This is a genomic window from Ruegeria sp. K5 (genome assembly GCF_056531805.1).
In genome coordinates this window covers 70867-96554 of the sequence record NZ_JBQFML010000008.1, presented here as the reverse complement: position 1 = coordinate 96554, position 25688 = coordinate 70867, and the positions used below count along the sequence as shown (strand labels likewise).

The following is a 25688-nucleotide window of genomic DNA, read 5'->3' as shown; positions in this document are numbered from 1 at the left end:
ACTCATTTTGCGCCATCAGGGTCTCTCTGAAACAGTTAACGAAGGGTTAACACAACCATAACATGTATGATCTTTTTCAGCCTATTCACCGGTTTCTACTCCCCAAAAACAGCGAGGGGTGATTTTGCAACCTGTTGAAAGGCCGAAGGGCGGGTGAAAAACGCAAAACACCCGCGAACCGAAAGGCCGATTCGCGGGTGTTTCTTGTCTGTTTTGCGGGCAGATTAGGGGCGCGCGTCCAACACTTCTTCCAGGGTGCGCATGCCGGTCCGCGGGGCCTGAACCAGTACCGACATGTTGCCCGGTTTATGCTCGTTGCGCAGCATTTTCATATGCGCCTCGGGCAGATCATTCCACGAGAACACTTCGGACATGCAGGGATCCAGACGACGCTCGACCATCAGCTTGTTCGCGGCTGCGGCCTGTTTCAGATGCGCAAAGTGCGAGCCCTGCAGGCGCTTCTGGTGCATCCACATATAGCGCACGTCGAAGGTGCAGTTGAAGCCGGTGGTGCCGGCGCAGATCACAACCATGCCGCCTTTCTTGACCACGAAGGTCGAGACCGGGAAGGTGCTTTCGCCCGGATGTTCGAACACCATGTCGACATTGTTGCCTTTGCCGGTGATGTCCCAGATCGCCTTGCCGAATTTGCGGGCCTCTTTGAACCACTCGGCATATTCTGGAGTGTTCACGGTGGGCAATTGACCCCAGCAGTTGAAGTCCTTACGGTTCAGAACGCCCTTGGCACCCAGACCCATGACAAAGTCACGCTTGCTTTCGTCCGAGATCACACCGATCGCATTTGCACCTGCGGTGTTGATCAGCTGGATCGCATAAGACCCCAGACCACCCGAGGCACCCCAGACCAGAACGTTCTGACCGGGTTTCAGGTCATGCGGCTCGTGACCGAACAGCATCCGGTAGGCGGTGGCCAGCGTCAGCGTGTAGCAGGCGGCCTCTTCCCAGGTCAGGTGCTTGGGGCGCGGCATCAGCTGCTGTGCCTGCACGCGGGTGAACTGGCTGAACGAGCCGTCGGGTGTCTCGTAACCCCATATGCGCTGGCTGGGCGAATACATCGGATCGCCGCCGTTGCATTCTTCGTCATCGCCATCGTCCTGGTTGCAGTGGATGACAACCTCGTCGCCGACTTTCCAGCGCTTGACCTTGTCGCCAACGGCCCAGACGATGCCCGACGCATCGGAACCCGCAATGTGATAGGGTGCCTTGTGGCCGTCAAACGGGCTGATCGGCTGACCCAGTGCAGCCCAGACGCCGTTATAGTTCACGCCCGCAGCCATAACCAGAACCAGCACTTCGTTGCTGTCCAGGGTCGGCACATCGACCACTTCCTGCTGCATGGCGGTGTTGGGCTCACCATGACGTTCTTTCCGGATTGCCCAGGCATACATCTGCTTGGGCACAAACCCCATCGGAGGGATTTCCCCCATCTCATAGAGGTCCTTTTCGGGTGCCTCGTACGACGCGATACCGCTTTCGGTGTCCAAAGCCATGCTGGCCTCCTTCTCTCAATACCTTTGCCGCGACGCAGAATCGCGCGCTTCATCGACTGGAATATTGATCGACGCGAAATATTGCAACCGTTTTTGGATCGAATTTGTAATTTTATGACCCCGCAGGTGCAGAAATTTCTTTCGCATCCGCAGAATCATCGGAATTCATGTGGTTGGGCAGTGAGTTGGCGTAGAAATCGAGAAGATCGCCGCGCTGGCCAGACAGGCATAGCATGTCCCCATCTCGGCTCAGAATGCGGCGCTCGACAAACTGATCCAGCGCGTCTGTCACGGCTGTCGCCGTCTCGGCGGATTCGCCGCCATCCTGCTCCATCATCGCGACGATCCGAGCCTTCACGTCCTGCTCGGGTATCGGACCGTTTTCGCGCAACAACGAACAGGCCGCCGGGCCGGGCACCATCGGTATCGCCGCCCCGATCCGCACCATCAGCGCACGGGCCAGATCGGTCATGATGTCATCGCCCGCCCTGGCCGAGAATTCCTTGAGCGAGATCGGCTGGCCATACCGCACCGAGGCCACCCCGAACCGTTTGTACCGCCCGATCAGGCGACGCCAGAGCTGCTTGACGATCCAGCTGGTGATGACACCGATCCGCGCACGAAAGCGCCGCTCGGTCCCCAAAGCGGCATGGGTCAAAATGGTGTCTTCCAACACCCGGTCATAGTTCAGGGCCACAGGCACGAACACAACATCCCGCCCGTCCGGCGAGGTGCCATCGATGATGTATTTCAACAATCCCAACTTAGGCCGACCCAGCGCGCCGGTCAGGCTCAGCCCGCCTTCGGGGAACATCGCCTGGGTCACGCCTGCCTCGGTCGCGTGGCGGACATAGCTGGCCAGGACCTGCCGATACAGCTCACTACCGGACTTCCGTCGGATGAAATACGCCCCCATTGCCCGGATCAACCGGCTGAGCGGCCAGACCCGCGCCCATTCCCCCACAGCATAAGACAGGGCCGACTGCTGCGCCGCCAGATAGGTGACCAGCACGTAGTCCATGTTACTGCGGTGATTCATGACAAAGACAACCGTTGCCTCGGGGTCGATGTCCTTGACGGCGCTTTCGTCTTCATAGCTGAGGCGCACGTTGTAGAACGTGTTGCTCAGCAACCGGGCCAAACGAATGGCAAAGCTGAAATAAGCAAAGGCCGAGAACGAGGGCACGATTTCGCGCGCATAGCGGCGGGCCTTTTCAAAGGCCACTGCCTCGGGGATGCCTTCCTCGCGCGCGTGATTTTGTACGGCGTGCCCGACCTGCGGGTCATAGATCAGCCGTTGGATCATGTCATGCCGCCGGGCCAGCTTGAACGGCTGAATCGGGCGTTGCAGACGTTTGTTCAATCGCGACACCGCCCGTTCCAGCCTGCGGCGAAAAAACCAGCGCACCGATGGGAACAAGAAATGCGACGCGAACGTGACCATGGCAAAGACCACGATCAGCAGGAAAAGCCAGAGCGGAAGTTCCACGGTTTGCATCATGTCGGCACAGTGCCACTAATCGAAACCGCTCACAATCTGCACAATTTTGAAATGCCGCAACGCAGCGAATTGACATGTCCTGAAAATTGCGCTTTAGAACCCTCATACGTAATTTTGTTACCGAACGACATGCGAGGCCCGCCCATGACGCAGACGCAGAAAGACCGCCCCTGGCTGATCCGGACCTATGCCGGTCATTCCACCGCCGAAGCCTCGAACGCGCTGTATCGTGGAAACCTGGCAAAAGGTCAGACCGGCCTGTCGGTGGCCTTCGATCTGCCGACGCAAACCGGCTATGACAGTGACCATACTCTGGCCCGTGGCGAGGTTGGCAAAGTGGGCGTGCCGGTCTGCCATCTGGGTGACATGCGGGTTCTGTTCGACCAGATTCCGCTGGAGCAGATGAACACCTCGATGACGATCAATGCCACGGCCCCGTGGCTGTTGGCGTTGTATATCGCGGTGGCCGAGGAACAGGGCGCGGATGTCTCGAAACTGCAAGGCACGGTGCAGAACGACCTGATCAAGGAATACCTGAGCCGTGGTACCTATGTCTGCCCGCCCAAACCGTCGCTGAAGATGATCGCGGACGTGGCCGAGTACTGCTATACCCACGTGCCGAAATGGAACCCGATGAACGTGTGTTCTTATCACCTGCAAGAGGCAGGCGCGACGCCGGAACAGGAACTGGCCTATGCGCTGGCCACCGCCATCGCAGTTCTGGATGAATTGCGCCCTCGTGTTCCGGCCGAGGATTTCCCGGCGCTGTGCGGGCGGATTTCGTTCTTTGTGAACGCGGGCATCCGCTTTGTCACCGAGATGTGCAAAATGCGCGCCTTCGTCGATCTTTGGGACGAAATCCTGCAAGACCGCTACGGCGTCGAGAACCCAAAATTCCGCCGATTCCGCTATGGCGTTCAGGTGAACTCGCTGGGCTTGACCGAGCAGCAGCCGGAAAACAACGTCTACCGCATTCTGATCGAGATGCTGGCCGTGACCCTGTCGAAAAAGGCCCGCGCCCGTGCGGTGCAGTTGCCGGCTTGGAACGAGGCGCTTGGCCTGCCCCGCCCATGGGATCAGCAATGGTCGATGCGGATGCAGCAAATTCTGGCTTATGAGACCGACCTGCTGGAATATGGTGACCTGTTCGACGGCAACCCGGCGGTGGACGCCAAAGTCGAAGAACTGAAAGAAGGCGCGCGCGCAGAACTGGCCAACCTCGATTCGATGGGGGGTGCCGTTGCCTCGATCGAATACATGAAATCCCGCCTTGTCGATTCCAACGCCGAGCGCCTGAACCGGATTGAACGCAATGAAACCATTGTGGTCGGCGTGAACAAATGGATCGAGGGCGAGCCCTCGCCCCTTCAAACCGAAGATGGCGGGATCATGGTTGTTGATCCGGCTGTCGAGCAGGAACAGATTAACCGCCTGAACGACTGGCGCGCCGAGCGGGATGATGCCGCCGTTATGGCCGCACTGGCCGCGCTGCGTGAGGCTGCGCAGAACGGCACAAATGTGATGGAGCCGTCGATTGCCGCCGCAAAGGCCGGTGTCACCACCGGTGAATGGGCCGAGGAAATGCGCAAGGTTTACGGCACCTATCGCGGCCCGACAGGCGTTTCGGGTTCGGTTTCGAACAAGACCGAAGGTCTGGACGACCTGCGCGCCGCGGTGGACGCGGTCAGCGACAAGCTGGGCCGCCGTCTGAAATTCCTGGTCGGCAAGCCCGGTCTGGACGGCCATTCAAACGGGGCGGAACAAATCGCCTTCCGTGCGCGGGATTGCGGTATGGACATCAGTTATGAAGGTATTCGCCTGACCCCCGAAGAGATCGTGACTGCCGCTGCAGATGACGACGCCCATGTTATCGGCCTGTCGATCCTGTCCGGCAGCCATCTGCCGCTGGTCGAGGATGTCCTTGCACGGCTGCGCAAAGCGGGTCTGGATCACATCCCTGTCGTTGTTGGCGGAATTATTCCGGATGAGGATGCGGAACAATTGAAGGCCATGGGCGTCGCAAAAGTCTACACCCCCAAGAATTTCGAACTCAATTCGATCATGGGCGATATTGTGGAATTGGTGGACCCGAAAAACCTGGCCGCTGAATAACGGACGTTTTAACCGATTATTTCCCCGTTTCTATTCCCAATTCATTGGGAGTAGAGTATCGCGTTGTTTGCAATTGCGGTGCGCCTTGGCGCACGCGGTAACACTTATCAGGACGGAGACAAAATTATGGGGATAAACCTGGAAACGATGTCGCGAAAAGAGCTGGTATCTCTGCGCGAAAACGTCGAAAAAGCCCTTGTAAACGCCGAGAAACGTGAACGTCAGGAAGCGCTGAAAGCGGCGGAAAAGGCAGCCGCTGAATTTGGATTCTCGCTATCCGAATTGTCGGGTGACGCGCCGCGTTCCGTAAAAGGCAGCAAGGCACAGGCCAAATACCGCAACCCTGCAAATCCGGACCAGACATGGACAGGTCGTGGCCGGAAACCGCAATGGGTTCATGATGCGCTGAAATCCGGCGCGGATATTTCCGATCTGGAAATCTAATCGGGACAGGTGCCGAAATGACGATTCATATTGGCGCGGAAAAAGGTGAAATCGCCGAAACCGTTCTTTTGCCCGGCGATCCGTATCGCGCGAAATGGGCCGCTGAGACGTTTCTGGACGATGTAAAGCAGGTCAACAACGTTCGGGGCATGTTGGGCTTCACAGGCAGCTGGAAGGGCAATCCTGTCACCATTCAGGGCAGCGGTATGGGAATGCCGTCTTTGTCGATCTACGTGAATGAACTGATCCGGGACTATGGCGCGAAAACGCTGATCCGCATCGGGTCCTGCGGTGGGATGCAGGACAGCGTGAATCTGCGCGACGTCATTCTGGCAATGACTTCGACAACGCTCAGCACCCCTTCGCGGGGCATCATGAAAGAGATGAATTTTGCTCCCTGTGCAGATTGGGATTTGCTGCAGGCCGCCGCCGTGGCGGCCAAGGCAAAAGGCACGCCCACCCATATCGGCGGCATCTATTCCTCGGATGTGTTCTATGACGAACGCCCTGATCTGAACGAACAGATGGTGCGTCACGGCATTCTGGGCGTCGAGATGGAAGCGGCCGAGCTTTACATCCTCGCCGCCCGTCACAAATGCCGGGCTTTGGCCGTGTTGACCGTGTCCGATCATCTGCTGACCGGTGAGGCACTGCCCTCATCCGACCGCGAAAGCAGTTTTGGTGACATGGTCGAGATTGCCCTGCACGCCGCCTTTCCGGACGCAGGCTAAACTGGAACGGGCAGAGGACCCCTCTGCCCGGTTTCTATCGGCCTGAAGACTGGCGCAAACACTGGGTTGGGCTGTCAGAACTTTCCGTTTTTGCGCCGCAATAGGCGCAGACCCACCGACCTTCATCGCGATGTTGCCGCCATCGGCACTCGCGCGTCAGTGAAGACGTGCGCGACCGCCAGAAGAAATAGGCAAAGACCCCGGCGGCCAGAAGTAGCAAAAGAACGGGCATGGTTCTGTTTCGCCCATACTGTCGGCTATTGGCAAGCCGTCAGGCGGCGTTTGCGTATTCAAACAGCTCGGGCTCTCGCGCCTTTAGGGCCGGTGCTGGTTCAGGCGTGTAATAGGCCCAGGCCTGCTCAAGCAGGTCCAGCGCTTCTTTGGCGGTCACTTTCGGGGTTTGTGGTTTTGTTGTCATCGGAGTGATCCTGATTTGATCCCATCACTCCTCCCTACTGCAAATCTAGACCGTGTCGCGCCCGGCTGCATCGCCTGATTTTGCAATAGCGGCATGCGCTTGCCGCAACCCGGCAAGCGCTGATTCAAAAACGCCTTAAACCGAGCGTTCGATCATCATTTTCTTGATCTGCGCAATCGCAGCCGCCGGGTTCAGACCCTTGGGGCAGGTCTTGGCGCAATTCATGATCGTGTGGCAGCGATACAGCTTGAAGGGATCTTCCAGCTCGTCCAGACGCTCACCTGTGGCCTCATCCCGGCTGTCAATGATCCAGCGATAGGCGTGTAGCAGGGCGGCGGGGCCAAGATAGCGGTCGCCGTTCCACCAGTAGCTGGGGCAGGATGTCGAGCAGCTGGCGCACATAACGCATTCATAAAGACCATCCAGTTTCTTGCGGTCTTCGATGGATTGCTTCCACTCTTTCGCCGGGCGGTTGGTCTTGGTTTCCAGCCACGGCATGATCGATGCGTGCTGAGCGTAGAAATGGGTCAGATCGGGGATCAGGTCCTTGACCACCGGCATATGCGGCAGCGGATAGATTTTCACGTCGCCCTTGATCTCATCCATGCCATAGATACAGGCCAGAGTGTTGATCCCGTCGATATTCATCGCGCAAGAGCCACAGATCCCTTCCCGGCACGAGCGGCGGAATGTCAGGGTCGGGTCGATCTCGTTCTTGATCTTGATCAGCGCGTCCAGGATCATCGGACCGCAGTTGTCCATATCGACAAAATAGGTATCGACGCGCGGGTTTTGCCCGTCATCCGGGTTCCAGCGGTAAATCTGGAACTTGCGCAGGTTTTTCGCACCCTCCGGTTTGGGCCAGGTCTTGCCGGTGGTGATCCGGGAATTCTTGGGCAGGGTCAGTTGAACCATGTCAATTCTCCATTCAGCCTGTCCGGGCGCGCTTGGACGCGCCGCGATTATAGTGCCCCCAATGGGCAATGTTCACGTCAAAATCCGGAGACAGCCAGTCGGCAATGGCCTGCGGCTCGTCCCGGTCGATATCAAATCGCAGAAACCTTGGGTTTTCGGCGAAATAGTCCTGCACTTCGGCATGGTGCACGTCGTACATATGCGCCCAGCCCTGTTTCACTTCGTCCGCCGATTGACCGTTGGCCTGACAGCAACGATCCAGATACCGGCCCTGGTTGTGGCGCGCGCGGGATGTGATCCAGTCGTCCCGATTGCGCGTGTTCAGCAGGAAATAGGCATCCGGGTAGCCCGCGTGCAGTTCGCGAAAGAACCGTGCACCGTCCAGCATGAAGCGGACATTGACAAAGGCAATGTCGGTAAACGCCCGAACAGCGCCAAACCCGTCCAGAGGTTTGCGGCCCATGGATATATTTGTCACCATGCGATGCGCCAGATTTTCGCCCCGCTCATCCACCCAATGCACCGATGGGATGCCGCTGTCCTGAAACAACCTGTGGAACGAGGTCGTTGCGCAGCGGTTGAGACCGACCAGAATGATCTTCGGATCGGCCTGAGCAGAGCGTAACGCCTGAACCGTCATACCAGCCCCCAGACACAGCACAGTGTCCAACGGCCATAGGTCGCAGCGTTGTCCGTGGGTATTTGGCGTTTGCACACCATTGCCTGGTCAATACGCTCCTTAGAAGGTCCGCGCCTTGGGCGCGATTTTCTTGAGGCTGATGCCGCCTTCGTCCTCGTTGGTCAGCGGATCGACGATGACCGGACGATAGCTGAGCTCGACCTTGTTGCCCTCGACCCGGCTGACAGTGTGAACGCGCCAGTTTTCGTCATCGCGTTCGCTGAAATCCTCATGCGCGTGGGCGCCGCGGGATTCCTTGCGCGCCTCGGCGCCGACGATGGTGGCCAGCGCGCTTGGCATCAGGTTGGTCAGTTCCAGCGTCTCCATCAGGTCGCTGTTCCAGACAAGGCTGCGGTCGGTGACTTTCAGGTCGTCCATCTTGGCGGCGATGGCGGTCATCTTCTCGACGCCCTCGGCCATAGTCTTGGCGGTACGGAACACGGCGGCGTCGGCCTGCATGGTCTTCTGCATCTCAAGCCGCAGATCGGCGGTTGGGATCGCACCGCTGGCGTTGCGGACCGTGTCGAAGCGGTCAAACGCCTTATCAACCGACGCCTGGTTCAGAACCGGGTTCGGAGCACCGGCATCGACAACCTTGCCCGCCTTGATCGCCGCCGCGCGGCCAAAGACCACAAGGTCGATCAGCGAGTTCGACCCCAGACGGTTCGCGCCGTGGACCGAGGCACAACCGGCCTCACCCACAGCCATCAGGCCGGGAACGACAGCTGTCGGGTCATCGGCGGTGGGGTTCAGAACCTCACCCCAATAGTTGGTCGGGATACCGCCCATGTTATAGTGCACGGTCGGCAGAACCGGGATCGGTTCTTTGGTGACATCGACACCGGCGAAGATCTTGGCACTTTCCGAAATGCCCGGCAGACGCTCTGCCAGCGCCTCGGCAGGCAGGTGGCTGAGGTTCAGGTGGATGTGATCCCCTTCGCCGCCAACACCACGGCCTTCGCGAATTTCCATCGTCATCGAACGCGAGACATAGTCGCGCGGAGCCAAATCCTTGTACTGGGGCGCATAACGCTCCATGAACCGCTCGCCTTCCGAGTTGGTCAGGTAACCACCTTCGCCCCGTGCGCCTTCGGTGATCAGGCAGCCCGAGCCGTAGATGCCGGTCGGGTGGAACTGAACGAATTCCATATCCTGCAGCGCCAGGCCTGCGCGGGCCACCATTCCACCACCGTCGCCGGTGCAGGTATGGGCCGAGGTGGCGCTGAAATACGCCCGACCATAGCCACCGGTCGCCAGCACAACCATCTTGGCGTTGAAGACATGCATGGTGCCGTCGTCCAGCTTCCAGCAGACAACGCCCTGACACTGCCCGTCTTCGGACATGATCAGGTCGATGGCGAAATATTCGATGTAGAACTCGGCATTGTTCTTGAGGCTTTGCCCGTACAGCGTGTGCAGGATCGCGTGGCCGGTCCGGTCGGCGGCGGCACAGGTGCGCTGCACGGCGGGGCCTTCGCCAAACTCGGTGGTGTGGCCGCCGAAGGGGCGCTGGTAGATCTTGCCTTCTTCGGTCCGGCTGAACGGCACGCCGTAGTGCTCAAGTTCGTAAACCGCCTTGGGGGCTTCACGCGCAAGGTATTCCATCGCGTCCGTGTCACCCAGCCAGTCCGAGCCCTTGACGGTGTCGTACATATGCCACTGCCAGTGGTCCGGCCCCATGTTCGACAGAGACGCCGCGATACCGCCTTGTGCTGCAACCGTGTGCGAGCGGGTCGGGAAAACCTTGGTCACACAGGCCGTGCGCAGGCCCTGTTCCGCCATACCCAGCGTTGCGCGCAGACCGGCGCCGCCTGCCCCGACAACCACGACGTCATATTCGTGGGTTTCATATTCATATGCTGCTGTCATTTTCTCTGATCCTTAGCGCGTCATCACAGGGCCAGCTTGACGAGGGCAAACAGCCCCGCAGCCATCAGCGTGTAGCCAAAGGCCCACATCGCAACGAGTGTGATCTTTTCCGCGATCCCGTGCACGTAATCCTCGATGGTTTCCTGCGCCTCATACATGAGTTGCAGCAGACCCACGACCAAAGTCAGACCGGTGACAATGGCCGGGAAGGGACGGGCGAAATAGGCCAGAACCTCTTCGTAGGTTCCGCCGATGCCATAGCCAAAAGTGAAGATGAACAGGGGCACCAGAATGGCCAGGATCATCGCCCGGACCATGGTGCGCCAATGTGTTTGCGTTCCGGATTTCCCCGCGCCCAGGCCTTGCGCGCGTTTGCGGTCGGTGAGGTATTGCATCGCCATTCTCCTTACACCAACAGCATGGTGATGATGGTCAGAACGGTCGCCCCGACAAACATGCCAATGCCCATCTTCTCGGACACATCAACGTCGAGGCAATAGCCGAAGTCCCACACCACGTGACGCAACCGCCCCAGCGTGTGGTACCACAGTGCCCAGACCCCACCCGTCAGGATGAGCTGACCGAACCAGCTGAGTAGGAAGCCGTCGATGCCAGCAAATGCGGCCTCGGACGTGGCCGCGGCAAGCAGCCACCAAACCACAAGTGCTGCGATGGCAAATACCGCAAGACCCGACAGTCGAACCATGATCGACGACAACGAGGTCATCTGCGGGCGGTAGATCATAATATGTGGCGAGAGCGGGCGATTGCCCCGATTGACATCGGCCATGGCGGCTCCTCTTACTTTGGCTACCAGTCGTTTTACCCTTTTTTCCTGTGCTGTCACGTGCTGCACCCGCAAAAACGGGTAATTTTAGTGCAAAATGGACGTTTTGCCCCATATGTGATCACACTAAATAATACTGTGATCACAAATCACATGCAGCCATCTCAATGTTAGCGTTTTCACTGATCAATCAATGTGATCACGAATCTTCCCCACCTATTCCAGGGCGGCAGATTGCTGGGTGACTTCGCGCAGCAGCTTTTTGCGAATGCGTTCGGGGTAGTCCGCAAACCCGGCTGCGGACACAACAAACGCCCCTTCTCCGACTATTACGTTTTCGTAGAAATAGGCTGTCAGATCAGGCTCACTCTCTTCAATAGCGATGGCATTTACTGTCACGCCGCGATCTTTCAACAGCCCATGGATTTGCGTGGGTTCGACCCCTTCGTTCGATATTCCGTCGCCCGAGATGTCGATCAGCAGCCGCTTGCATTCCGACACCGTATCAAAGCTGGACACCGTGGTCTCCAGTGCCTCACCTATCGCGGTTGAAAAATTGCGCCAGACACGCGGGTCTTGCGCCACCTGATCGGCGAACCGGTCGAGCGCATCGAAGCTGTCAATTCGGGTCCAGGGGATTGTTACCCTTTGGCGCGAGGCCCCGGTCCACTGCACCAGCATCAACTGGGCCTGCCCGCGCACCAATGCCTCGGACACAATCGGATCACGCAAGCCAGCCGCCAGACCATCCATCTGAATACGAAACTCGTTGCTGTCCACAGACCCCGAGACATCCACCGCAAGCGCCAGCGCCAGATCACAGGACCACGCAGGGGGCGCTAGGCAAAGGCAGGCGGCAAGTGTGCGAAGCAGGGTCATGCCGCCAACCTAGCACGGAAAATCAACGCTGTACTCACATCAGCGTCATCAGATCCGCGCGATCTGACCGGGTCACATCACATTGGGATCAGGGCCCAGTAATCGAGGTCCAGCAACACGTCCGGGTGATACTTGCCGTCTTCATTGCGCAACTCAAACGGCGTGCCGCCTTTGGTCGCGACCAGCCGCAGGCGAAGGGCACCGACGCCCGGAACATCGGTTTCGGCTTTGTCCAGAACCTCGGACCAGGCCTTGATCGTGTCACCTGCAAAACACGGGTTTGCATGCGCGCCACCATTCAGACCCACGATCATCTGCGCATTGGCCAGACCGTTAAAGGACAGGGTCCGCGCCATCGAAATTACGTGACCGCCATAGATCAGCCGCCCTTCGGGCCGGAAGGTCAGGTCGAAATGCACCTTGGCGGTGTTCTGCCACAGGCGAGTTGCCAGCATATGCTCGGCTTCTTCGACGGTGACGCCATCGACGTGGTCGATCTTTTCTCCGATCTCATAATCGCCCCAGCGATGGGGTTCGCCCGACTGCATGAAATCGTAGTTCGAGAAATCCAGCCCCTCGGGCACAACCAGATCCTGTGGCTCCAGAACCTTTTTCAGCTCGGGCACAACGGTGTCCGGCGCGGGTGCATCCAGGTTCGACTTACGAACCATGACCCAACGCACATAGTCGATGACAACCTCATCCAATTGGTTAAGGCCACGGGTGCGCACCCAGACCACGCCGGTTTTGCCGTTCGAGTTCTGCTTGACCCCGATCACTTCGGAAACCGAGCGCAGCGTGTCGCCGGGATAAACCGGTTTCAACCAACGCCCTTCCGCATAGCCCAGATTGGCCACCGCGTTCAGCGACACATCCGGCACGGTTTTGCCAAAGACCACATGAAACGCCGACAGGTCATCAAGGGGGCTTTCCGGCAATCCGCAGCTGCGCGCAAATTCGTCCGAGGAATAAAGCGCATGCCGCGCCGGATACAGCGCATGATACAACGCCCGCTCGCCATCCGTTACGGTGCGGGGCACTGCATGAGTCAGCACCTGCCCGACGGAATAATCCTCAAAAAAGCGGCCCGGATTGGTTTTTGCCATTATTGCTGTCCCAGTTTCATTTCAGGGGAGTAGTCGCCTTCGACCTCTTTGGTCACGGCCTGCGCACAGCGCATGACGCTGTTTGCCGTGTCATAGGCATAGGATGGGTCGCCATACAGCTCCCATCCTTTGGCCAATGCGTCCGACACTTTGTGGCAGAAGGCGGATGTGTCTTCTTCCGTCAACAGACGATAAAGCTTTGCCATTATTTCAGTTCCTTATCCGCCGAAGGGGGACGGGCCGACCAGACCGTGGATATAACCGATGATGCCCAGCAAGACGATCGAGGCGACAAAGAACATCGCGTCCTTGCCATAGGTGCCGGGCTCGCCCGGGGTCCATTCGGGTTCGGACTTGTTGATCACGATCACTTCGACCACCGCCCAGGCCAGCAGCCCTCCGAACAGGACAATGGACGCCAGATCGCCGTTTACCAGCAGATGCGCAAAAGCCCACAGCTTGAATCCGCCCAGCATCGGGTGGCGAACCTTGTTCAGCAGGCGGCCTTTCGCACCAGCCGGACTCATCAGATAGATCGCGATCAGCACCAGCAGGTTGTTGACGTGGATCAGAAAGGTCGGCGGGGCCCAGACATGGATGAAGTCGGTCATGCGATAACCGAAGATCATCAACAGGATCGCCGCGACCAACGCCAAGGCCACCGCGCCCTTGCCCGCATCGCCCAACGCGGCGCGTTGATCCGGCATGACGCGTTTGAACAGATGTGCGGCCCACCAAAGCGCCACCCCGAGGATCAGAAGTACAAAACCCATTGCTGGCTTACCCCGCTTGCAAAGCTGTAATCGCCTCCGCTTTTGCCAGAATTTCACGTGCGGTTACAACATGCAGGTTTTCGACAATCTTGCCGTCAACGACAGCAACGCCCTGCCCTTGCGCCTCGGTCTCTTCAAAGGCGGCGATCTGGCGGCGGGCCAGATCGATCTCGGCATCCGAAGGTGCGAAGGCCTCATTCGTGACCTCGACCTGCGCCGGGTGGATCAGAGTTTTACCGTCAAAGCCCATATCCCGGCCCTGCGCACATTCGGCGGCCAAACCTTCTGTGTCTTTGAACGCATTATATACGCCGTCCACAATGATCAGACCTTCGGCCTTGGCCGCCAACAGGCACAGGCCCAAAGACGTTATCAGCGGCAGGCGATCCGGGCGGAAGCGTGTCTGAAGCTCTTTCGCCAGATCGTTGGTGCCCATGACAAAGCCCGCCATCAGGGGATGGGCCGCAATCTCGGCCGCGTTCAGCATCCCGCGCGGGGTTTCCATCATCGCCCAGATCGGCAGATCCCCGGTGATTGCGGCCAAAGCGTCGACATCAGCGGCCGAGCTCACCTTGGGCAGCAGAACCACATCGGCATCCATGTCCCGCACGGCTTCGGCATCGGCGCGGCCCCATTCGGTGTCCAGCCCGTTGATTCGAACGATCTTGACCCGCGAACCATACCCGCCAGCGGCCAGGGCTGCCTTGAGCGTCTCGCGTGCATTCTCTTTCTCGTCCGCTGCAACTGCATCTTCCAGATCGAAGATGATCGCATCAACAGGCAGAGTGCGTGCCTTGTCCAGGGCCCGATCACGCGAGCCGGGAATATACAGAACCGAACGATACGGGCGTTGACGCGGATCCATCGATGCCTCCCTAAGAAATAAAGTTGCGCGGAATGGGCCATTTTTTTCGGGAAACTTCAAGGTCAAAATCGCCGCAACGCAGCATTCGACCCGCCGCGTGACGCAACGCACTTTGGTTTAACCGGATTTCCGGTCCCCGCCCGCAAGCTGACTTGCACACCAGACAAAAGGGGTCGGAGATGAAAAAGACAGTTGTGAATATGACCATCGGGCTTGGGATCATGGTGTTGGCGGCCCAACAGGTGCAGGCGCAGAACCGCAACTGCGCCCCGCGCGCGGACGTGATCGAGCGTCTGGCCGGAACCTATGGCGAAACCCGCAAGGGGATCGGCATTGCCCGTCAAGGCGCGGTGATGGAGGTGTTCGCCTCGGACAAGACGGGAAGCTGGACGATCACCGTCACCCTGCCGGACGGCATGACCTGCCTTGTGGCCTCGGGCCAGTCCTACGAGGCGCTGGCCGAAGCCCTGCCGCCCAATGCCTAAGTCAAAGCGTCCCAGATCAGTTTTGATCCGGTCAGGGTCAGCAGAACATAGGTGATGCCAAAGAACACGCGTTCGGACAGCATGAAATGCGCCCGAACGCCGAGCCAGGCCCCTAAGACGGCAAACGGAGCCAGCAGAAGATTGGCCCAGGCCGTTTGCAGGGTGAAAAGCCCCAGATAGGCATAGGGCACAAACTTCACGATATTGATGACCCAAAAGACCAGCACGGTCGACGCCTGAAATTCGGTCTTCGTCAGGCGCTGCGACAGCAGATAAACCGCGGCAGGCGGTCCCCCGGCATGGCTGACGAAGCTGGTGAACCCTGCCACCACACCGGCAAACACCCCGGCGGATGGGGGCAAACGGTCTGAAAAGCCGCGAATCCAACCTCGGACCTGTGCGATATGCCAAACCACAAACGCGACCGAGATGCCGCCGATCAGCAACCGCAGCACGTCGTCATTGGTCAGGTGGAAAAGGCCCATTCCCAGCACCACGCCGGGTATGCCGCCCAGTATCAACAGGCGGCAATCCGGCCAGCTCCAACGTTTCCAATAGGGGCCAAGCGTCGCCACATCGATGATCATCAGGATCGGCAACATCAGCGCCACGGCCTGCGCCGGGCTCAGGATCAGCGCCAGAATCGACGAGGACGCAAAAGCCACGCCCGAACCGAACCCGCCTTTTGAAATACCGGCAAAGATCACCGCAGGGATCGCCACGGCAAAAAACATCAGGTTCAGTTCGAACATGCGGCGGCCTGCGAATTGGCTTATCTCACAAGCCGTTTAGCGCAATCAACACGGGCAAGGCAAACGGTATGCGGTGGCATGCCGCGCAGCAGGACCCTTGCGCAATTGCCATTTAGCGACTAGCACAACCGCGATTTCAAAACCGACCGGAGAATTCCAAATGGCCAGACCCAAGATTGCGCTGATCGGCGCGGGGAACATCGGCGGCACGCTTGCACATCTGGCAGCTGTCAAAGAACTGGGTGACGTTGTCCTGTTTGACATCGCAGACGGACTGCCGCAGGGCAAGGCACTCGACATCGCAGAATCCGGCCCTTCGGAAGGCTTTGACGCTTCGATGAAAGGCACCAGTGACTACGCCGACATCGCAGGCGCGGATGTGTGCATCGTCACCGCAGGCGTCGCCCGCAAACCGGGGATGAGCCGCGATGACCTGCTGGGTATCAACCTGAAAGTCATGAAGTCGGTTGGCGAAGGCATCGCTGCCCACGCGCCTGACGCCTTCGTGATCTGCATCACCAACCCGCTGGACGCGATGGTCTGGGCGCTGCGCGAATTCTCGGGCCTGCCCCACAACAAGGTCTGCGGCATGGCGGGCGTGCTGGATTCGGCGCGTTTCGCGCATTTCCTGTCGGAAGAGTTCAACGTCTCGATGCGCGACGTCACCGCCTTTGTTCTGGGCGGCCACGGCGACACCATGGTTCCCTCGGTCCGCTATTCGACCGTTGCCGGTATCCCACTGCCCGATCTGGTCGAGATGGGCTGGACTTCGCAGGAAAAACTGGACGCCATCGTTCAGCGTACCCGCGACGGCGGTGCCGAGATTGTTGGCCTGCTGAAAACCGGCTCGGCCTATTACGCGCCTGCGACTTCGGCGATCGAAATGGCCGAAGCCTATCTGAAAGACCAAAAGCGCGTTCTGCCCTGTGCCGCCTATTGCAGCGGTGAACTGGGTGTCGATGGCCTGTATGTCGGCGTCCCGACCGTAATCGGCGCAGGCGGTGTCGAGCGCATCGTGGACATCAAGCTGAACGCGGACGAACAGGCCGGTTTCGACAACTCGGTCAACGCCGTGAAAGGCCTGATCGAGGCGTGCAAGGGCATCGACAGCTCGCTGGCGTAAACCGCGCCTCTGCACACGCATTCCAAACCGGCCTTCTTGCGAGGCCGGTTTTTTCGTGGCTTTCGATCCGGCTGATTTCCGGTCGCTCCTGTTATCGCAAACGTCGCAAACTCTGCTTTTTGAATGTGATTTTATCGATCTACCGGCAAGATCGAATCAAACGCCAGCCCGTTCGGATTTTGTGATCACACCCCAAAAACCTGTGATCACAAATACTGAAAATCTTCCACAAAAACTCGTGACACGTCAAAAAACCCTTTAAACTTGCCCTCTAGACACGCCTATAACGGTTCAATCGTAGTCAAACGGGACAGTTTCGATGAATATCCACGAATATCAGGCCAAAGCGCTTCTTCGCAGCTATGGCGCTCCGGTCTCTGAAGGTCGCGCGGTTCTGCGCGCCGAAGAAGCCAAAACCGCAGCCGGTGAACTGGACGGCCCGCTTTGGGTGGTCAAATCGCAGATCCACGCAGGCGGTCGCGGCAAAGGCTCTTTCAAAGAGGCAGACGCCGGTGAAAAAGGCGGTGTGCGCCTGACCAAGTCGGTCGAGGAAGCCGCCGAAGAAGCCAAGAAGATGCTGGGCCGCACGCTGGTCACGCATCAGACCGGCCCGGCGGGCAAACAGGTCAACCGCATCTACATCGAAGCCGGTTCCGGTATCGAAACCGAAATGTACCTGGCCCTGCTGGTGGACCGCCAGACCAGCCGCATCTCGTTTGTCTGCTCGACCGAAGGCGGCATGGACATCGAAGAAGTGGCCGCTGAAACGCCCGAGAAAATCCTGTCGTTCTCGGTCGATCCCGCGACCGGCTATCAGCCCTATCACGGCCGCCGCATCGCGTTCTCGCTGGGTCTGCAAGGCGCGCAGGTCAAGCAATGCGTCAAGCTGATGGGTCAGCTGTACCAGGCCTTCGTCGAGAAGGACATGGAGATGCTGGAGATCAACCCGCTGATCATCACCGATGGCGGCGACCTCAAGGTGCTGGACGCCAAAGTCAGCTTTGACGGCAACGCGGTTTACCGCCACCCCGACATCGCCGAACTGCGCGACACAACCGAGGAAGACCCCAAGGAACTGGAAGCCTCGAAATACGACCTGAACTACATCGCGCTGGATGGTGAGATCGGGTGCATGGTCAACGGTGCCGGTCTGGCGATGGCCACCATGGACATCATCAAGCTGTATGGGGCCGAGCCTGCCAACTTCCTCGACGTAGGTGGCGGTGCCACCAAAGAGAAAGTGACCGAGGCGTTCAAGATCATCACCTCGGACCCGCAGGTCAAAGGCATTCTGGTCAACATCTTCGGCGGCATCATGCGTTGTGATGTCATTGCCGAGGGCGTTGTCGCCGCCGTGAAAGAGGTCGGCCTGCAGGTTCCGCTGGTCGTGCGTCTGGAAGGCACGAATGTCGAGAAGGGCAAAGAGATCATCAACACCTCGGGCCTGGACGTAATCGCGGCGGACAATCTGAAAGACGGTGCCGAGAAGATCGTGAAGGCGGTTAAGGGTTAAGTTCGAATATGCGGGCGTTTCTAATTTCGGCAGTTTCAGTCGCGTGTCTCTCCACGGGCGCTCAGGCTGCGACGCTTGAAGAAGCCACTCAAGCAGTAGAGTGTTTTCAGCTTTCAGCGTCGGCTTCCGCAATTAGTCAGGATTTGTTTGACCGTTTCGACATTCAGACGGAACCCAACTACCTGCTTTGGAAACGTTACACGAATTTGTTCTCCGAAAGAGCTTCGTTGCTCGAACAACTATTGGATAGCGATCAAGAACGAATGATCGTAGGCCTCTACCAAGATGAAAACGAGATCGAGTTAGTTTCCGCAGTTCGCAAAATTCGAGACTACGGAACGATGGTCGAAAAATACTCGTTTTTGTCCTCCGTAGAAGATCGTTGTTTGGGTCAACGGAACCAATCGGACCAAGAATAAAAGCGTAGGGTGGGTGATTTCACCCATCTTTAATTGAGATGATGGGTGCGAGCACCCATCCTACGAAAATCAAAGGAGAACGCCAAATGGCAGTCCTCATCGACGAAAATACCAAAGTGATCTGTCAGGGCTTTACCGGCTCGCAGGGCACATTCCACAGCGAACAGGCCATCGCTTATGGCACCAAGATGGTCGGCGGCGTGACCCCCGGTAAAGGCGGGATGGAGCATCTGGGCCTGCCCGTGTTCAACTCGGTTCACGAGGCCAAGCATGTGACCGAAGCCAATGCCTCGGTGATCTATGTGCCGCCGCCCTTCGCGGCGGACTCGATCCTCGAAGCGATTGATGCCGAGATGGAAGTGATCGTCTGCATCACCGAAGGCATCCCGGTTCTAGACATGATGAAGGTAAAACGCGCGCTGGAAGGCTCGAACTCGCGCCTGATCGGCCCGAACTGCCCCGGTGTCATCACACCCGACGCCTGCAAGATCGGCATCATGCCCGGCCACATCCACAAGCGCGGCTCGGTCGGCGTTGTGTCCCGTTCGGGCACCCTGACTTATGAGGCCGTCAAGCAGACCACCGATGTGGGTCTGGGCCAGTCCACCTGTGTGGGCATCGGCGGCGACCCGATCAAAGGGACCGAGCATATCGACGTGCTGGAATGGTTCCTGGCCGATGACGAAACCGAGTCGATCATCATGATCGGTGAGATCGGTGGCTCGGCCGAAGAAGAAGCCGCGCAGTTCCTGGCGGATGAGGCCAAGAAGGGCCGCAAAAAGCCGACCGCCGGTTTCATCGCAGGCCGCACAGCCCCTCCGGGCCGCCGCATGGGCCACGCGGGCGCAATTGTCGCCGGTGGCAAGGGCGGTGCCGAGGACAAGATCGAAGCCATGCGCTCGGCCGGTATCGTCGTGGCCGAAAGCCCGGCGCAGCTGGGTGAGGCCGTGCTGGAAGCGATTGGGTAAGCGCGATGGCGCGCCAGAAAATATGCTTTGTGAGGCGGGGGGCAAAATCCCCTCGCCTCCTGCATGTTTTGGTTTTGTTTCTAAGTGTCCAGTTTTCCGCAATCTCGGGGACTGCCAGCGCATCACCGAAATTCACAAAGCCAACACAGGACGTAATCGATCTATGTACATGGTCATTGGCAGATCGTGCTTCGGTTGCTGAGGAATTCACCCAACGCGGATGGAAAACGTTCCGTGCGCCCTATCCCGAAGCACTTGCTTCGCTTTTGGCAGATGGCGGACTCTTCCGTGCCCTTATTGATGAGAGATACAACTTTTTCGGTCTGGATACAGAAACTGGCATCATTCCCGACATGATTGAGCATCTGGACACCATATCTGATGTCTCACAGCGCGGTGTCTATGATGCGTTCTGGTGGGATGGAGACACCCGCGCGTTTTTGATGATCCATGACAAGGGCGGAAATAGAAAACTTGGCGAAGACCTTGGATGCCGCTTCTTTAGTTCTTCTTTGCAAGATGCAACATTGGTTTCTGATGCAGTTCATCAATACCCGGGTGACGGGCACAAAGTATCTCTTGGTCCGGCTCGAACTGTGAGCGCGACAACTATTGGAGACGAACTACACAAACCGCTTTCTGGTGCTGCTAGTTTTCTCGTGAAACTAGGCGTTTTTGTTGATCGCCCGATTCTGGAACCCCAAGTTGGCATGGGGCCAGCGAGAGTGGATTTTTTCTGGTTCGAGCAATCCGAATTCGAAGAGCAGTATTCTAGAAAACCCAATTCTGCATTTGGATTAGAAATTTATCGGCGAAATAAGGAGGCCAAACAGTGACCTTCTCTGACGCCATCCGCACTTGTTTCTCCAAGTTCTTCACCTTCTCGGGTCGGGCCTCCCGCCCCGAATACTGGTTCTTTTTCCTGTTTATCGTGATCTGGAGCTTAATCGCAGGGATCATCGATGCGCAGTTCTTCACTCAGGTCTCGGTCAGCGAAAGCGATGAGGTCAAACAGGTCACCGCGACATCCCGCCAACCGGTTCAAAGCATCGTCAGCCTGATCGTCTTCTTCCCGCATCTGGCCGTCGCGTGGCGGCGGATGCATGATAGCGGGCGCAGCGGGCTTTATGCTCTGCTGCCGATCCTGCTGATCCTCGGGGCCTTTGCGGTTCTGATTTTTGGCATTGGCCTTGCCAGCCAGTTCCACGGTGGCACCCTGGACATTCTGTTCACACGTGCCACTCTGCTGATCGTCATTCCGACACTCATCGTTCTGTTTGTGTCGCCCCTTCTGGTGCTCTGGTGGCTGGCCCGTCCCAGCCAACCCGGTGCCAATCAATACGGTCCCAACCCATATGAGGTAGCCCAATGACCGAACATACGCCCAACTCTGCCTTTCATGCCTCCAGCTTTATGCAAGGGCACAATGCCGAGTATCTGGAGCAGCTTTATGCCCAGTACACAAAAGACCCGAACGCGATAGACGCGGCCTGGGTCGATTTCTTCCGGCAGATGGGCGACGCGACGCCCGACGTTCAGAAAGAGGCAGAAGGGCCGTCCTGGGCGCGGACCGACTGGCCGCCGATGCCGGCCGATGATCTGACCGGCGCGCTGACCGGTGAGTGGGCCGAGATCGACGCCAAGGCGGCAGGCAAAAAGATCAAGGAAAAGGCCGCTGACACGGGCGTCAAGGTCAGTGAAGATCAGGTCAAACGCGCCGTGCTGGACAGCCTACGTGCCCTGATGCTGATCCGGGCCTATCGGATCCGGGGCCATCTGGCTGCCGATCTGGATCCGCTGGGCATGCGCGCGGCCAGCACGCACCCGGAACTGGATCCAAAGACCTACGGCTTTACCGAAGCCGATATGGACCGTCAGATTTTTATCGACAACGTTCTGGGCCTGCAGATGGCCAGCATGCGCCAGATCGTCGAGATCGTGAAACGCACCTATTGCGGCACCTTCGCGCTGCAATACATGCATATCTCGGACCCCGAACAAGCCGCCTGGTTGAAGGAACGGATCGAAGGTTACGGCAAGGAAATCGCCTTTACCAAGGAAGGCCGCAAGGCGATCCTGAACAAGATGGTCGAGGCCGAAGGCTTCGAGAAATTCCTGCATGTCAAATACATGGGCACCAAGCGGTTCGGTCTGGATGGCGGCGAAAGTCTGATCCCGGCGATGGAGCAAATCATCAAGCGCGGCGGTGCCCTGGGCGTTCAGGACATCGTGATCGGCATGCCGCACCGCGGGCGTCTGAACATCCTCGCCAACGTGATGGGCAAGCCTTACCGCGCGATTTTCAACGAATTCCAGGGCGGCAGCTTCAAGCCCGAGGACGTGGATGGCTCGGGCGACGTGAAATATCACCTTGGCGCCTCCAGCGACCGCGAGTTTGATGGCAACAGCGTGCACCTGTCGCTGACCGCCAACCCCAGCCACCTTGAGGCGGTAAACCCGGTTGTTCTGGGCAAGGTCCGCGCCAAGCAAGATCAATTGAAAGACGAAGACCGCACCAAGGTCATGGGCATCCTGCTGCACGGCGATGCGGCCTTTGCCGGTCAGGGTGTGGTGGCTGAAGGGTTCGGCCTGTCCGGCCTGCGCGGTCACAAGACCGGCGGCACAATGCATATCGTGGTGAACAACCAGATCGGTTTCACCACCGCGCCGCATTTCTCACGCTCCAGCCCCTATCCCACGGATATTGCGCTGATGGTTGAGGCGCCGATCTTCCACGTGAACGGTGACGACCCCGAGGCCGTGGTGCATGCGGCGAAGGTGGCGACCGAGTTCCGTCAGAAGTTCCACAAGGACGTGGTCATCGACATCTTCTGCTATCGCCGGTTTGGTCATAACGAGGGCGATGAGCCCATGTTCACCAACCCGATCATGTACAAGAAGATCAAGACGCATAAGACCACGTTGTCTCTGTACACCGAGCGTTTGGTCAAGGACGGTCTGATCCCCGAGGGCGAGATCGAGGACATGAAGGCCGCCTTCCAGGCCCATCTGAATGATGAGTTCGAGGCTGGAAAAGACTATAAACCCAACAAGGCCGACTGGTTGGACGGGCGCTGGTCGCACATGGACAAAAGCAAGGAAGAATATGTGCGGGGCGAGACCGCCATTTCTCCGGACACGCTGGCTGAGGTTGGCAAGGCACTGACCCATGCGCCCGACAATGTGGCCCTGCACAAGACCGTGGGCCGCCTGCTGGATCACAAAAAGCAGATGTTCGAAACAGGCACAGGGTTTGACTGGGCCACGGGCGAAGCACTGGCCTTTGGCTCATTGCTGACCGAAGGCTACCCGGTGCGCCTGTCCGGGCAGGACGCAACGCGCGGGACGTTTAGCCAGCGCCATTCCGGCTTTGTCCATCAGGAAAGTGAAGAACGCTATTACCCGCTGAACAATATTCGCTCGGGGCAGGCGCAGTACGAAGTGATCGACTCGATGCTGTCCGAATATGCGGTTCTGGGTTTCGAATACGGCTATTCGCTGGCCGAACCCAACGCCCTGACCCTGTGGGAAGCGCAGTTCGGCGATTTCGCCAACGGGGCGCAGATCATGTTCGACCAGTTCATCAGCTCGGGCGAAAGCAAGTGGCTGCGGATGTCCGGTCTGGTCTGCCTGCTGCCGCACGGGTTCGAAGGGCAAGGGCCGGAACACTCGTCTGCCCGTCTGGAACGGTTCCTGCAAATGTGCGGTCAGGACAACTGGATCGTGGCGAACTGCACGACGCCTGCAAACTATTTCCACATCCTGCGCCGTCAGCTGCACCGGACCTTCCGTAAGCCGCTGATCCTGGTGACGCCGAAATCGCTGCTGCGCCACAAGCTGGCTGTCAGCAAGGCAGAAGAATTCACCACAGGCTCCAGCTTCCACCGGGTTCTGTGGGACGATGCGCAGCACGGAAACTCGGACACCAAGCTGGTCAAGGACGACAAGATCAAGCGGGTCGTGATGTGTTCCGGCAAGGTTTACTACGACCTGCTGGAGGAACGCGACACGCGTGGGATCGACGATGTCTACCTGATGCGGATCGAACAGTTTTATCCGTTCCCGGCGCACTCGCTGATCAATGAGCTTGAGCGCTTTAAGGGTGCGGAAATGATCTGGTGTCAGGAAGAGCCCAAGAACCAGGGCGCCTGGACCTTTATCGAGCCCAATATCGAATGGGTGCTGACCCGCATCAAGGCCAAGCATACCCGGCCGCGCTATGTCGGTCGCGCAACATCCGCCTCACCCGCGACGGGTCTGGCCAGCCAACACAAAGCCCAACAACAAGCGCTGGTGAACGAAGCGCTGAGCATTGAAGGAAAGTAAACGATGACGATTGAAGTTCGTGTTCCCACGCTTGGCGAATCGGTAACCGAAGCGACGGTTGCGACCTGGTTCAAGAAACCCGGCGATGCGGTCGCCGTAGATGAAATGCTGTGCGAGCTTGAGACCGACAAGGTTACGGTCGAAGTGCCCTCGCCCTCTGCCGGTGTGATGGGCGAAATCGTCGCCGCCGAAGGTGAAACCGTTGGCGTTGACGCCCTGCTGGCCACAATCACCGCGGGCGAAGGCGCGGCTCCTGCGCCTGCCGCCGCTCCGGCCCCGGCAGCCGCCCCGGCTGCGTCGGGCGGCAGCGTGGACGTCATGGTGCCGACGCTGGGCGAATCCGTGACCGAAGCAACCGTTTCGACATGGTTCAAACAGGTCGGCGACAGCGTCGCGCAGGATGAGATGCTGTGCGAATTGGAAACCGACAAGGTTTCGGTCGAGGTTCCGGCCCCCGCTGCGGGCGTGCTGGCTGAAATCGTGGCCCCCGAAGGCGCGACCGTGGATGCCTCGGCCAAGCTCGCGGTGATCTCGGGCGCGGCGGCTGGGGCTGCTCCGGCTCCGGCAGCAGCCGCGGCGGCGGCCCCGGCAGCGGCCAGCACAGGCAAGGATATCGCCAATGCGCCGTCAGCCGAAAAAGCCATGGCCGAGGCTGGCCTGTCGGCCGATCAGGTCACTGGAACCGGTCGCGATGGCCGGATCATGAAAGAAGATGTGGCCCGCGCCGCTGCAGCACCGTCGGCCCCCGCACCGGCCCCGGCGGCCCCTACCCCGGCACCAACCCCGCGCGCGCCTGTGGCTGCCGCAGATGCCGGGCGCGAAGAACGGGTACGCATGACCCGTCTGCGCCAAACCATCGCCAAGCGCCTGAAGGATGCGCAGAACACCGCAGCGATCCTGACCACCTATAACGAGGTGGACATGACCGAGGTGATGGCCCTGCGCAACCAGTACAAGGATCAGTTCGAGAAGAAGCACGGCGTGCGTCTGGGCTTTATGTCCTTCTTCACCAAGGCCTGCTGTCATGCGCTGAAAGAAGTGCCCGAGGTGAACGCGGAAATCGACGGCACCGATATCGTCTACAAGAACTTCGTGCATATGGGCGTTGCCGCCGGTACGCCGCAGGGTCTGGTGGTTCCGGTGATCCGCGATGCCGACAGCATGTCCTTTGCCGCGATCGAGAAGGCGATTGCCGAAAAAGGCCGACGCGCCCGTGACGGCAAGCTGAGCATGGAAGAGATGCAGGGCGGCACCTTCACCATCTCAAACGGTGGCGTCTACGGCTCGCTGATGTCCTCACCGATCCTGAACCCGCCGCAGTCGGGTATTCTGGGAATGCACAAGATCCAGGACCGTCCGATGGTTATCAATGGCGAAATCAAGATTCGTCCGATGATGTATCTGGCCCTGTCCTATGATCACCGCATCGTGGACGGCAAAGGCGCGGTGACGTTCCTTGTCCGCGTGAAAGAGGCGCTGGAAGATCCGCGCCGCCTGTTGATGGATCTGTAA

26 protein-coding genes are annotated in these 25688 nt (G+C 58.8%); 12 read left to right on the top strand and 14 right to left on the bottom strand.

Going from position 1 to position 25688, the window contains the following annotated elements; translation table 11 throughout:
• Positions 1-224: 224 nt before the first annotated feature.
• Together ccrA and ACR0MO_RS17945 are read right to left on the bottom strand one after the other, a co-directional pair.
• Complete coding sequence (gene ccrA / locus ACR0MO_RS17950; protein WP_170455623.1) at positions 225-1511, bottom strand: crotonyl-CoA carboxylase/reductase; 1287 nt, start codon at positions 1509-1511, stop codon at positions 225-227.
• Between the two features lie 112 nt (positions 1512-1623).
• On the bottom strand, positions 1624-3012 hold the full coding sequence (locus ACR0MO_RS17945) for a 1-acyl-sn-glycerol-3-phosphate acyltransferase (protein WP_170455624.1): 1389 nt from the start codon (positions 3010-3012) through the stop codon (positions 1624-1626).
• Positions 3013-3156: 144 nt separating this feature from the next.
• On the opposite strand from ACR0MO_RS17945, the gene ACR0MO_RS17940 reads away from it, so the two are divergent.
• From ACR0MO_RS17940 to deoD, 3 genes are all read left to right on the top strand, one after another.
• On the top strand, positions 3157-5124 hold the full coding sequence (locus ACR0MO_RS17940) for a methylmalonyl-CoA mutase family protein (RefSeq protein ID WP_480892588.1): 1968 nt from the start codon (positions 3157-3159) through the stop codon (positions 5122-5124).
• 126 nt (positions 5125-5250) lie between these two features.
• The gene (locus ACR0MO_RS17935; RefSeq protein WP_170455626.1) at positions 5251-5568 is read left to right on the top strand and encodes an H-NS histone family protein; all 318 of its coding nucleotides are present in this window, start codon (positions 5251-5253) and stop codon (positions 5566-5568) included.
• A 17-nt stretch (positions 5569-5585) separates the two neighbouring features.
• The gene (deoD, locus tag ACR0MO_RS17930; protein WP_170455627.1) at positions 5586-6299 is read left to right on the top strand and encodes a purine-nucleoside phosphorylase; all 714 of its coding nucleotides are present in this window, start codon (positions 5586-5588) and stop codon (positions 6297-6299) included.
• 271 nt (positions 6300-6570) lie between these two features.
• Here the strand turns inward: deoD and ACR0MO_RS17925 are convergent, their stop codons facing one another.
• The 11 genes from ACR0MO_RS17925 to ACR0MO_RS17875 all read right to left on the bottom strand — a co-directional run bounded on the left by ACR0MO_RS17925 (position 6571) and on the right by ACR0MO_RS17875 (position 14590).
• Positions 6571-6717, bottom strand: a complete 147-nt coding sequence (locus ACR0MO_RS17925) for a hypothetical protein (RefSeq protein WP_170455628.1) — start codon at positions 6715-6717, stop codon at positions 6571-6573.
• Positions 6718-6852: 135 nt separating this feature from the next.
• The gene (locus ACR0MO_RS17920) at positions 6853-7632 is read right to left on the bottom strand and encodes a succinate dehydrogenase iron-sulfur subunit (RefSeq protein ID WP_170455629.1); all 780 of its coding nucleotides are present in this window, start codon (positions 7630-7632) and stop codon (positions 6853-6855) included.
• A gap of 13 nt (positions 7633-7645) precedes the next feature.
• Positions 7646-8272 (bottom strand): sulfotransferase, encoded by a 627-nt coding sequence (locus ACR0MO_RS17915; protein ID WP_480892586.1) that lies wholly within the window; start codon positions 8270-8272, stop codon positions 7646-7648.
• A 99-nt stretch (positions 8273-8371) separates the two neighbouring features.
• Entirely contained in the window at positions 8372-10180 is a 1809-nt protein-coding gene (gene sdhA / locus ACR0MO_RS17910) for a succinate dehydrogenase flavoprotein subunit (protein ID WP_480627001.1), read from the bottom strand.
• Positions 10181-10203: 23 nt separating this feature from the next.
• On the bottom strand, positions 10204-10575 hold the full coding sequence (locus ACR0MO_RS17905) for a succinate dehydrogenase, hydrophobic membrane anchor protein (protein ID WP_170455634.1): 372 nt from the start codon (positions 10573-10575) through the stop codon (positions 10204-10206).
• An 11-nt stretch (positions 10576-10586) separates the two neighbouring features.
• Positions 10587-10970: a succinate dehydrogenase, cytochrome b556 subunit gene (gene sdhC, locus ACR0MO_RS17900; protein WP_170624011.1), complete on the bottom strand. Its 384-nt coding sequence runs from the start codon at positions 10968-10970 to the stop codon at positions 10587-10589.
• A 213-nt stretch (positions 10971-11183) separates the two neighbouring features.
• Positions 11184-11846, bottom strand: a complete 663-nt coding sequence (locus ACR0MO_RS17895; protein WP_170455637.1) for a DUF1194 domain-containing protein — start codon at positions 11844-11846, stop codon at positions 11184-11186.
• A gap of 77 nt (positions 11847-11923) precedes the next feature.
• A complete protein-coding gene (locus ACR0MO_RS17890; RefSeq protein ID WP_170455638.1) occupies positions 11924-12952 on the bottom strand; it encodes a MaoC family dehydratase in 1029 nt (342 codons plus the stop codon).
• Positions 12952-13158: a DUF1737 domain-containing protein gene (locus tag ACR0MO_RS17885; protein WP_170455640.1), complete on the bottom strand. Its 207-nt coding sequence runs from the start codon at positions 13156-13158 to the stop codon at positions 12952-12954. Before ACR0MO_RS17885 ends, ACR0MO_RS17890 begins: the two co-directional genes overlap by 1 nt.
• A 12-nt stretch (positions 13159-13170) precedes the next feature.
• Positions 13171-13725 carry an NnrU family protein gene (locus ACR0MO_RS17880; protein ID WP_170455642.1) on the bottom strand — a complete coding sequence of 185 codons (555 nt, stop codon included), beginning with the start codon at positions 13723-13725 and terminating at the stop codon, positions 13171-13173.
• A gap of 7 nt (positions 13726-13732) precedes the next feature.
• Positions 13733-14590, bottom strand: a complete 858-nt coding sequence (locus ACR0MO_RS17875) for an HpcH/HpaI aldolase/citrate lyase family protein (RefSeq protein WP_170455645.1) — start codon at positions 14588-14590, stop codon at positions 13733-13735.
• A gap of 179 nt (positions 14591-14769) precedes the next feature.
• Between ACR0MO_RS17875 and ACR0MO_RS17870 the strand changes: the two genes are divergently transcribed.
• Positions 14770-15075, top strand: coding sequence for a hypothetical protein (locus tag ACR0MO_RS17870; RefSeq protein WP_170455647.1), 306 nt, complete (start codon positions 14770-14772; stop codon positions 15073-15075).
• Here the strand turns inward: ACR0MO_RS17870 and ACR0MO_RS17865 are convergent.
• Positions 15072-15827, bottom strand: coding sequence for a sulfite exporter TauE/SafE family protein (locus tag ACR0MO_RS17865; RefSeq protein ID WP_170455649.1), 756 nt, complete (start codon positions 15825-15827; stop codon positions 15072-15074). The genes ACR0MO_RS17870 and ACR0MO_RS17865 overlap by 4 nt on opposite strands.
• A 160-nt stretch (positions 15828-15987) precedes the next feature.
• Here ACR0MO_RS17865 and mdh point away from each other — a divergent pair, with 160 nt between their 5' ends.
• The 8 genes from mdh to odhB all read left to right on the top strand — a co-directional run bounded on the left by mdh (position 15988) and on the right by odhB (position 25688).
• Entirely contained in the window at positions 15988-16950 is a 963-nt protein-coding gene (gene mdh, locus ACR0MO_RS17860) for a malate dehydrogenase (RefSeq protein ID WP_170455651.1), read from the top strand.
• Positions 16951-17269: 319 nt separating this feature from the next.
• A complete protein-coding gene (sucC, locus tag ACR0MO_RS17855) occupies positions 17270-18463 on the top strand; it encodes an ADP-forming succinate--CoA ligase subunit beta (RefSeq protein ID WP_170455653.1) in 1194 nt (397 codons plus the stop codon).
• Positions 18464-18471: 8 nt separating this feature from the next.
• Positions 18472-18882, top strand: a complete 411-nt coding sequence (locus ACR0MO_RS17850; protein WP_480781343.1) for a hypothetical protein — start codon at positions 18472-18474, stop codon at positions 18880-18882.
• A gap of 86 nt (positions 18883-18968) precedes the next feature.
• Complete coding sequence (sucD, locus tag ACR0MO_RS17845; RefSeq protein ID WP_170522246.1) at positions 18969-19850, top strand: succinate--CoA ligase subunit alpha; 882 nt, start codon at positions 18969-18971, stop codon at positions 19848-19850.
• Positions 19851-19855: 5 nt separating this feature from the next.
• Positions 19856-20686: a hypothetical protein gene (locus tag ACR0MO_RS17840; RefSeq protein WP_170522244.1), complete on the top strand. Its 831-nt coding sequence runs from the start codon at positions 19856-19858 to the stop codon at positions 20684-20686.
• Positions 20683-21222, top strand: a complete 540-nt coding sequence (locus ACR0MO_RS17835) for a DUF805 domain-containing protein (RefSeq protein WP_170522242.1) — start codon at positions 20683-20685, stop codon at positions 21220-21222. Before ACR0MO_RS17840 ends, ACR0MO_RS17835 begins: the two co-directional genes overlap by 4 nt.
• Positions 21219-24176, top strand: a complete 2958-nt coding sequence (locus tag ACR0MO_RS17830; protein WP_170455661.1) for a 2-oxoglutarate dehydrogenase E1 component — start codon at positions 21219-21221, stop codon at positions 24174-24176. The genes ACR0MO_RS17835 and ACR0MO_RS17830 overlap by 4 nt, the downstream gene beginning before the upstream one ends.
• Positions 24177-24179: 3 nt before the next feature.
• Complete coding sequence (gene odhB, locus ACR0MO_RS17825) at positions 24180-25688, top strand: 2-oxoglutarate dehydrogenase complex dihydrolipoyllysine-residue succinyltransferase (RefSeq protein ID WP_170455663.1); 1509 nt, start codon at positions 24180-24182, stop codon at positions 25686-25688.

What these genes read in the sequence shown, in the direction of transcription:
- ccrA (WP_170455623.1), bottom strand. Translation starts at nt 1,511, where the DNA reads ATGGCTTTGGACACCGAAAGCGGTATCGCGTCGTACGAGGCACCCGAA.
- ACR0MO_RS17945 (WP_170455624.1), bottom strand. Translation starts at nt 3,012, where the DNA reads ATGATGCAAACCGTGGAACTTCCGCTCTGGCTTTTCCTGCTGATCGTG.
- ACR0MO_RS17940 (WP_480892588.1), top strand. Translation starts at nt 3,157, where the DNA reads ATGACGCAGACGCAGAAAGACCGCCCCTGGCTGATCCGGACCTATGCC.
- ACR0MO_RS17935 (WP_170455626.1), top strand. Translation starts at nt 5,251, where the DNA reads ATGGGGATAAACCTGGAAACGATGTCGCGAAAAGAGCTGGTATCTCTG.
- deoD (WP_170455627.1), top strand. Translation starts at nt 5,586, where the DNA reads ATGACGATTCATATTGGCGCGGAAAAAGGTGAAATCGCCGAAACCGTT.
- ACR0MO_RS17925 (WP_170455628.1), bottom strand. Translation starts at nt 6,717, where the DNA reads ATGACAACAAAACCACAAACCCCGAAAGTGACCGCCAAAGAAGCGCTG.
- ACR0MO_RS17920 (WP_170455629.1), bottom strand. Translation starts at nt 7,632, where the DNA reads ATGGTTCAACTGACCCTGCCCAAGAATTCCCGGATCACCACCGGCAAG.
- ACR0MO_RS17915 (WP_480892586.1), bottom strand. Translation starts at nt 8,272, where the DNA reads ATGACGGTTCAGGCGTTACGCTCTGCTCAGGCCGATCCGAAGATCATT.
- sdhA (WP_480627001.1), bottom strand. Translation starts at nt 10,180, where the DNA reads ATGACAGCAGCATATGAATATGAAACCCACGAATATGACGTCGTGGTT.
- ACR0MO_RS17905 (WP_170455634.1), bottom strand. Translation starts at nt 10,575, where the DNA reads ATGCAATACCTCACCGACCGCAAACGCGCGCAAGGCCTGGGCGCGGGG.
- sdhC (WP_170624011.1), bottom strand. Translation starts at nt 10,970, where the DNA reads ATGGCCGATGTCAATCGGGGCAATCGCCCGCTCTCGCCACATATTATG.
- ACR0MO_RS17895 (WP_170455637.1), bottom strand. Translation starts at nt 11,846, where the DNA reads ATGACCCTGCTTCGCACACTTGCCGCCTGCCTTTGCCTAGCGCCCCCT.
- ACR0MO_RS17890 (WP_170455638.1), bottom strand. Translation starts at nt 12,952, where the DNA reads ATGGCAAAAACCAATCCGGGCCGCTTTTTTGAGGATTATTCCGTCGGG.
- ACR0MO_RS17885 (WP_170455640.1), bottom strand. Translation starts at nt 13,158, where the DNA reads ATGGCAAAGCTTTATCGTCTGTTGACGGAAGAAGACACATCCGCCTTC.
- ACR0MO_RS17880 (WP_170455642.1), bottom strand. Translation starts at nt 13,725, where the DNA reads ATGGGTTTTGTACTTCTGATCCTCGGGGTGGCGCTTTGGTGGGCCGCA.
- ACR0MO_RS17875 (WP_170455645.1), bottom strand. Translation starts at nt 14,590, where the DNA reads ATGGATCCGCGTCAACGCCCGTATCGTTCGGTTCTGTATATTCCCGGC.
- ACR0MO_RS17870 (WP_170455647.1), top strand. Translation starts at nt 14,770, where the DNA reads ATGAAAAAGACAGTTGTGAATATGACCATCGGGCTTGGGATCATGGTG.
- ACR0MO_RS17865 (WP_170455649.1), bottom strand. Translation starts at nt 15,827, where the DNA reads ATGTTCGAACTGAACCTGATGTTTTTTGCCGTGGCGATCCCTGCGGTG.
- mdh (WP_170455651.1), top strand. Translation starts at nt 15,988, where the DNA reads ATGGCCAGACCCAAGATTGCGCTGATCGGCGCGGGGAACATCGGCGGC.
- sucC (WP_170455653.1), top strand. Translation starts at nt 17,270, where the DNA reads ATGAATATCCACGAATATCAGGCCAAAGCGCTTCTTCGCAGCTATGGC.
- ACR0MO_RS17850 (WP_480781343.1), top strand. Translation starts at nt 18,472, where the DNA reads ATGCGGGCGTTTCTAATTTCGGCAGTTTCAGTCGCGTGTCTCTCCACG.
- sucD (WP_170522246.1), top strand. Translation starts at nt 18,969, where the DNA reads ATGGCAGTCCTCATCGACGAAAATACCAAAGTGATCTGTCAGGGCTTT.
- ACR0MO_RS17840 (WP_170522244.1), top strand. Translation starts at nt 19,856, where the DNA reads ATGGCGCGCCAGAAAATATGCTTTGTGAGGCGGGGGGCAAAATCCCCT.
- ACR0MO_RS17830 (WP_170455661.1), top strand. Translation starts at nt 21,219, where the DNA reads ATGACCGAACATACGCCCAACTCTGCCTTTCATGCCTCCAGCTTTATG.
- odhB (WP_170455663.1), top strand. Translation starts at nt 24,180, where the DNA reads ATGACGATTGAAGTTCGTGTTCCCACGCTTGGCGAATCGGTAACCGAA.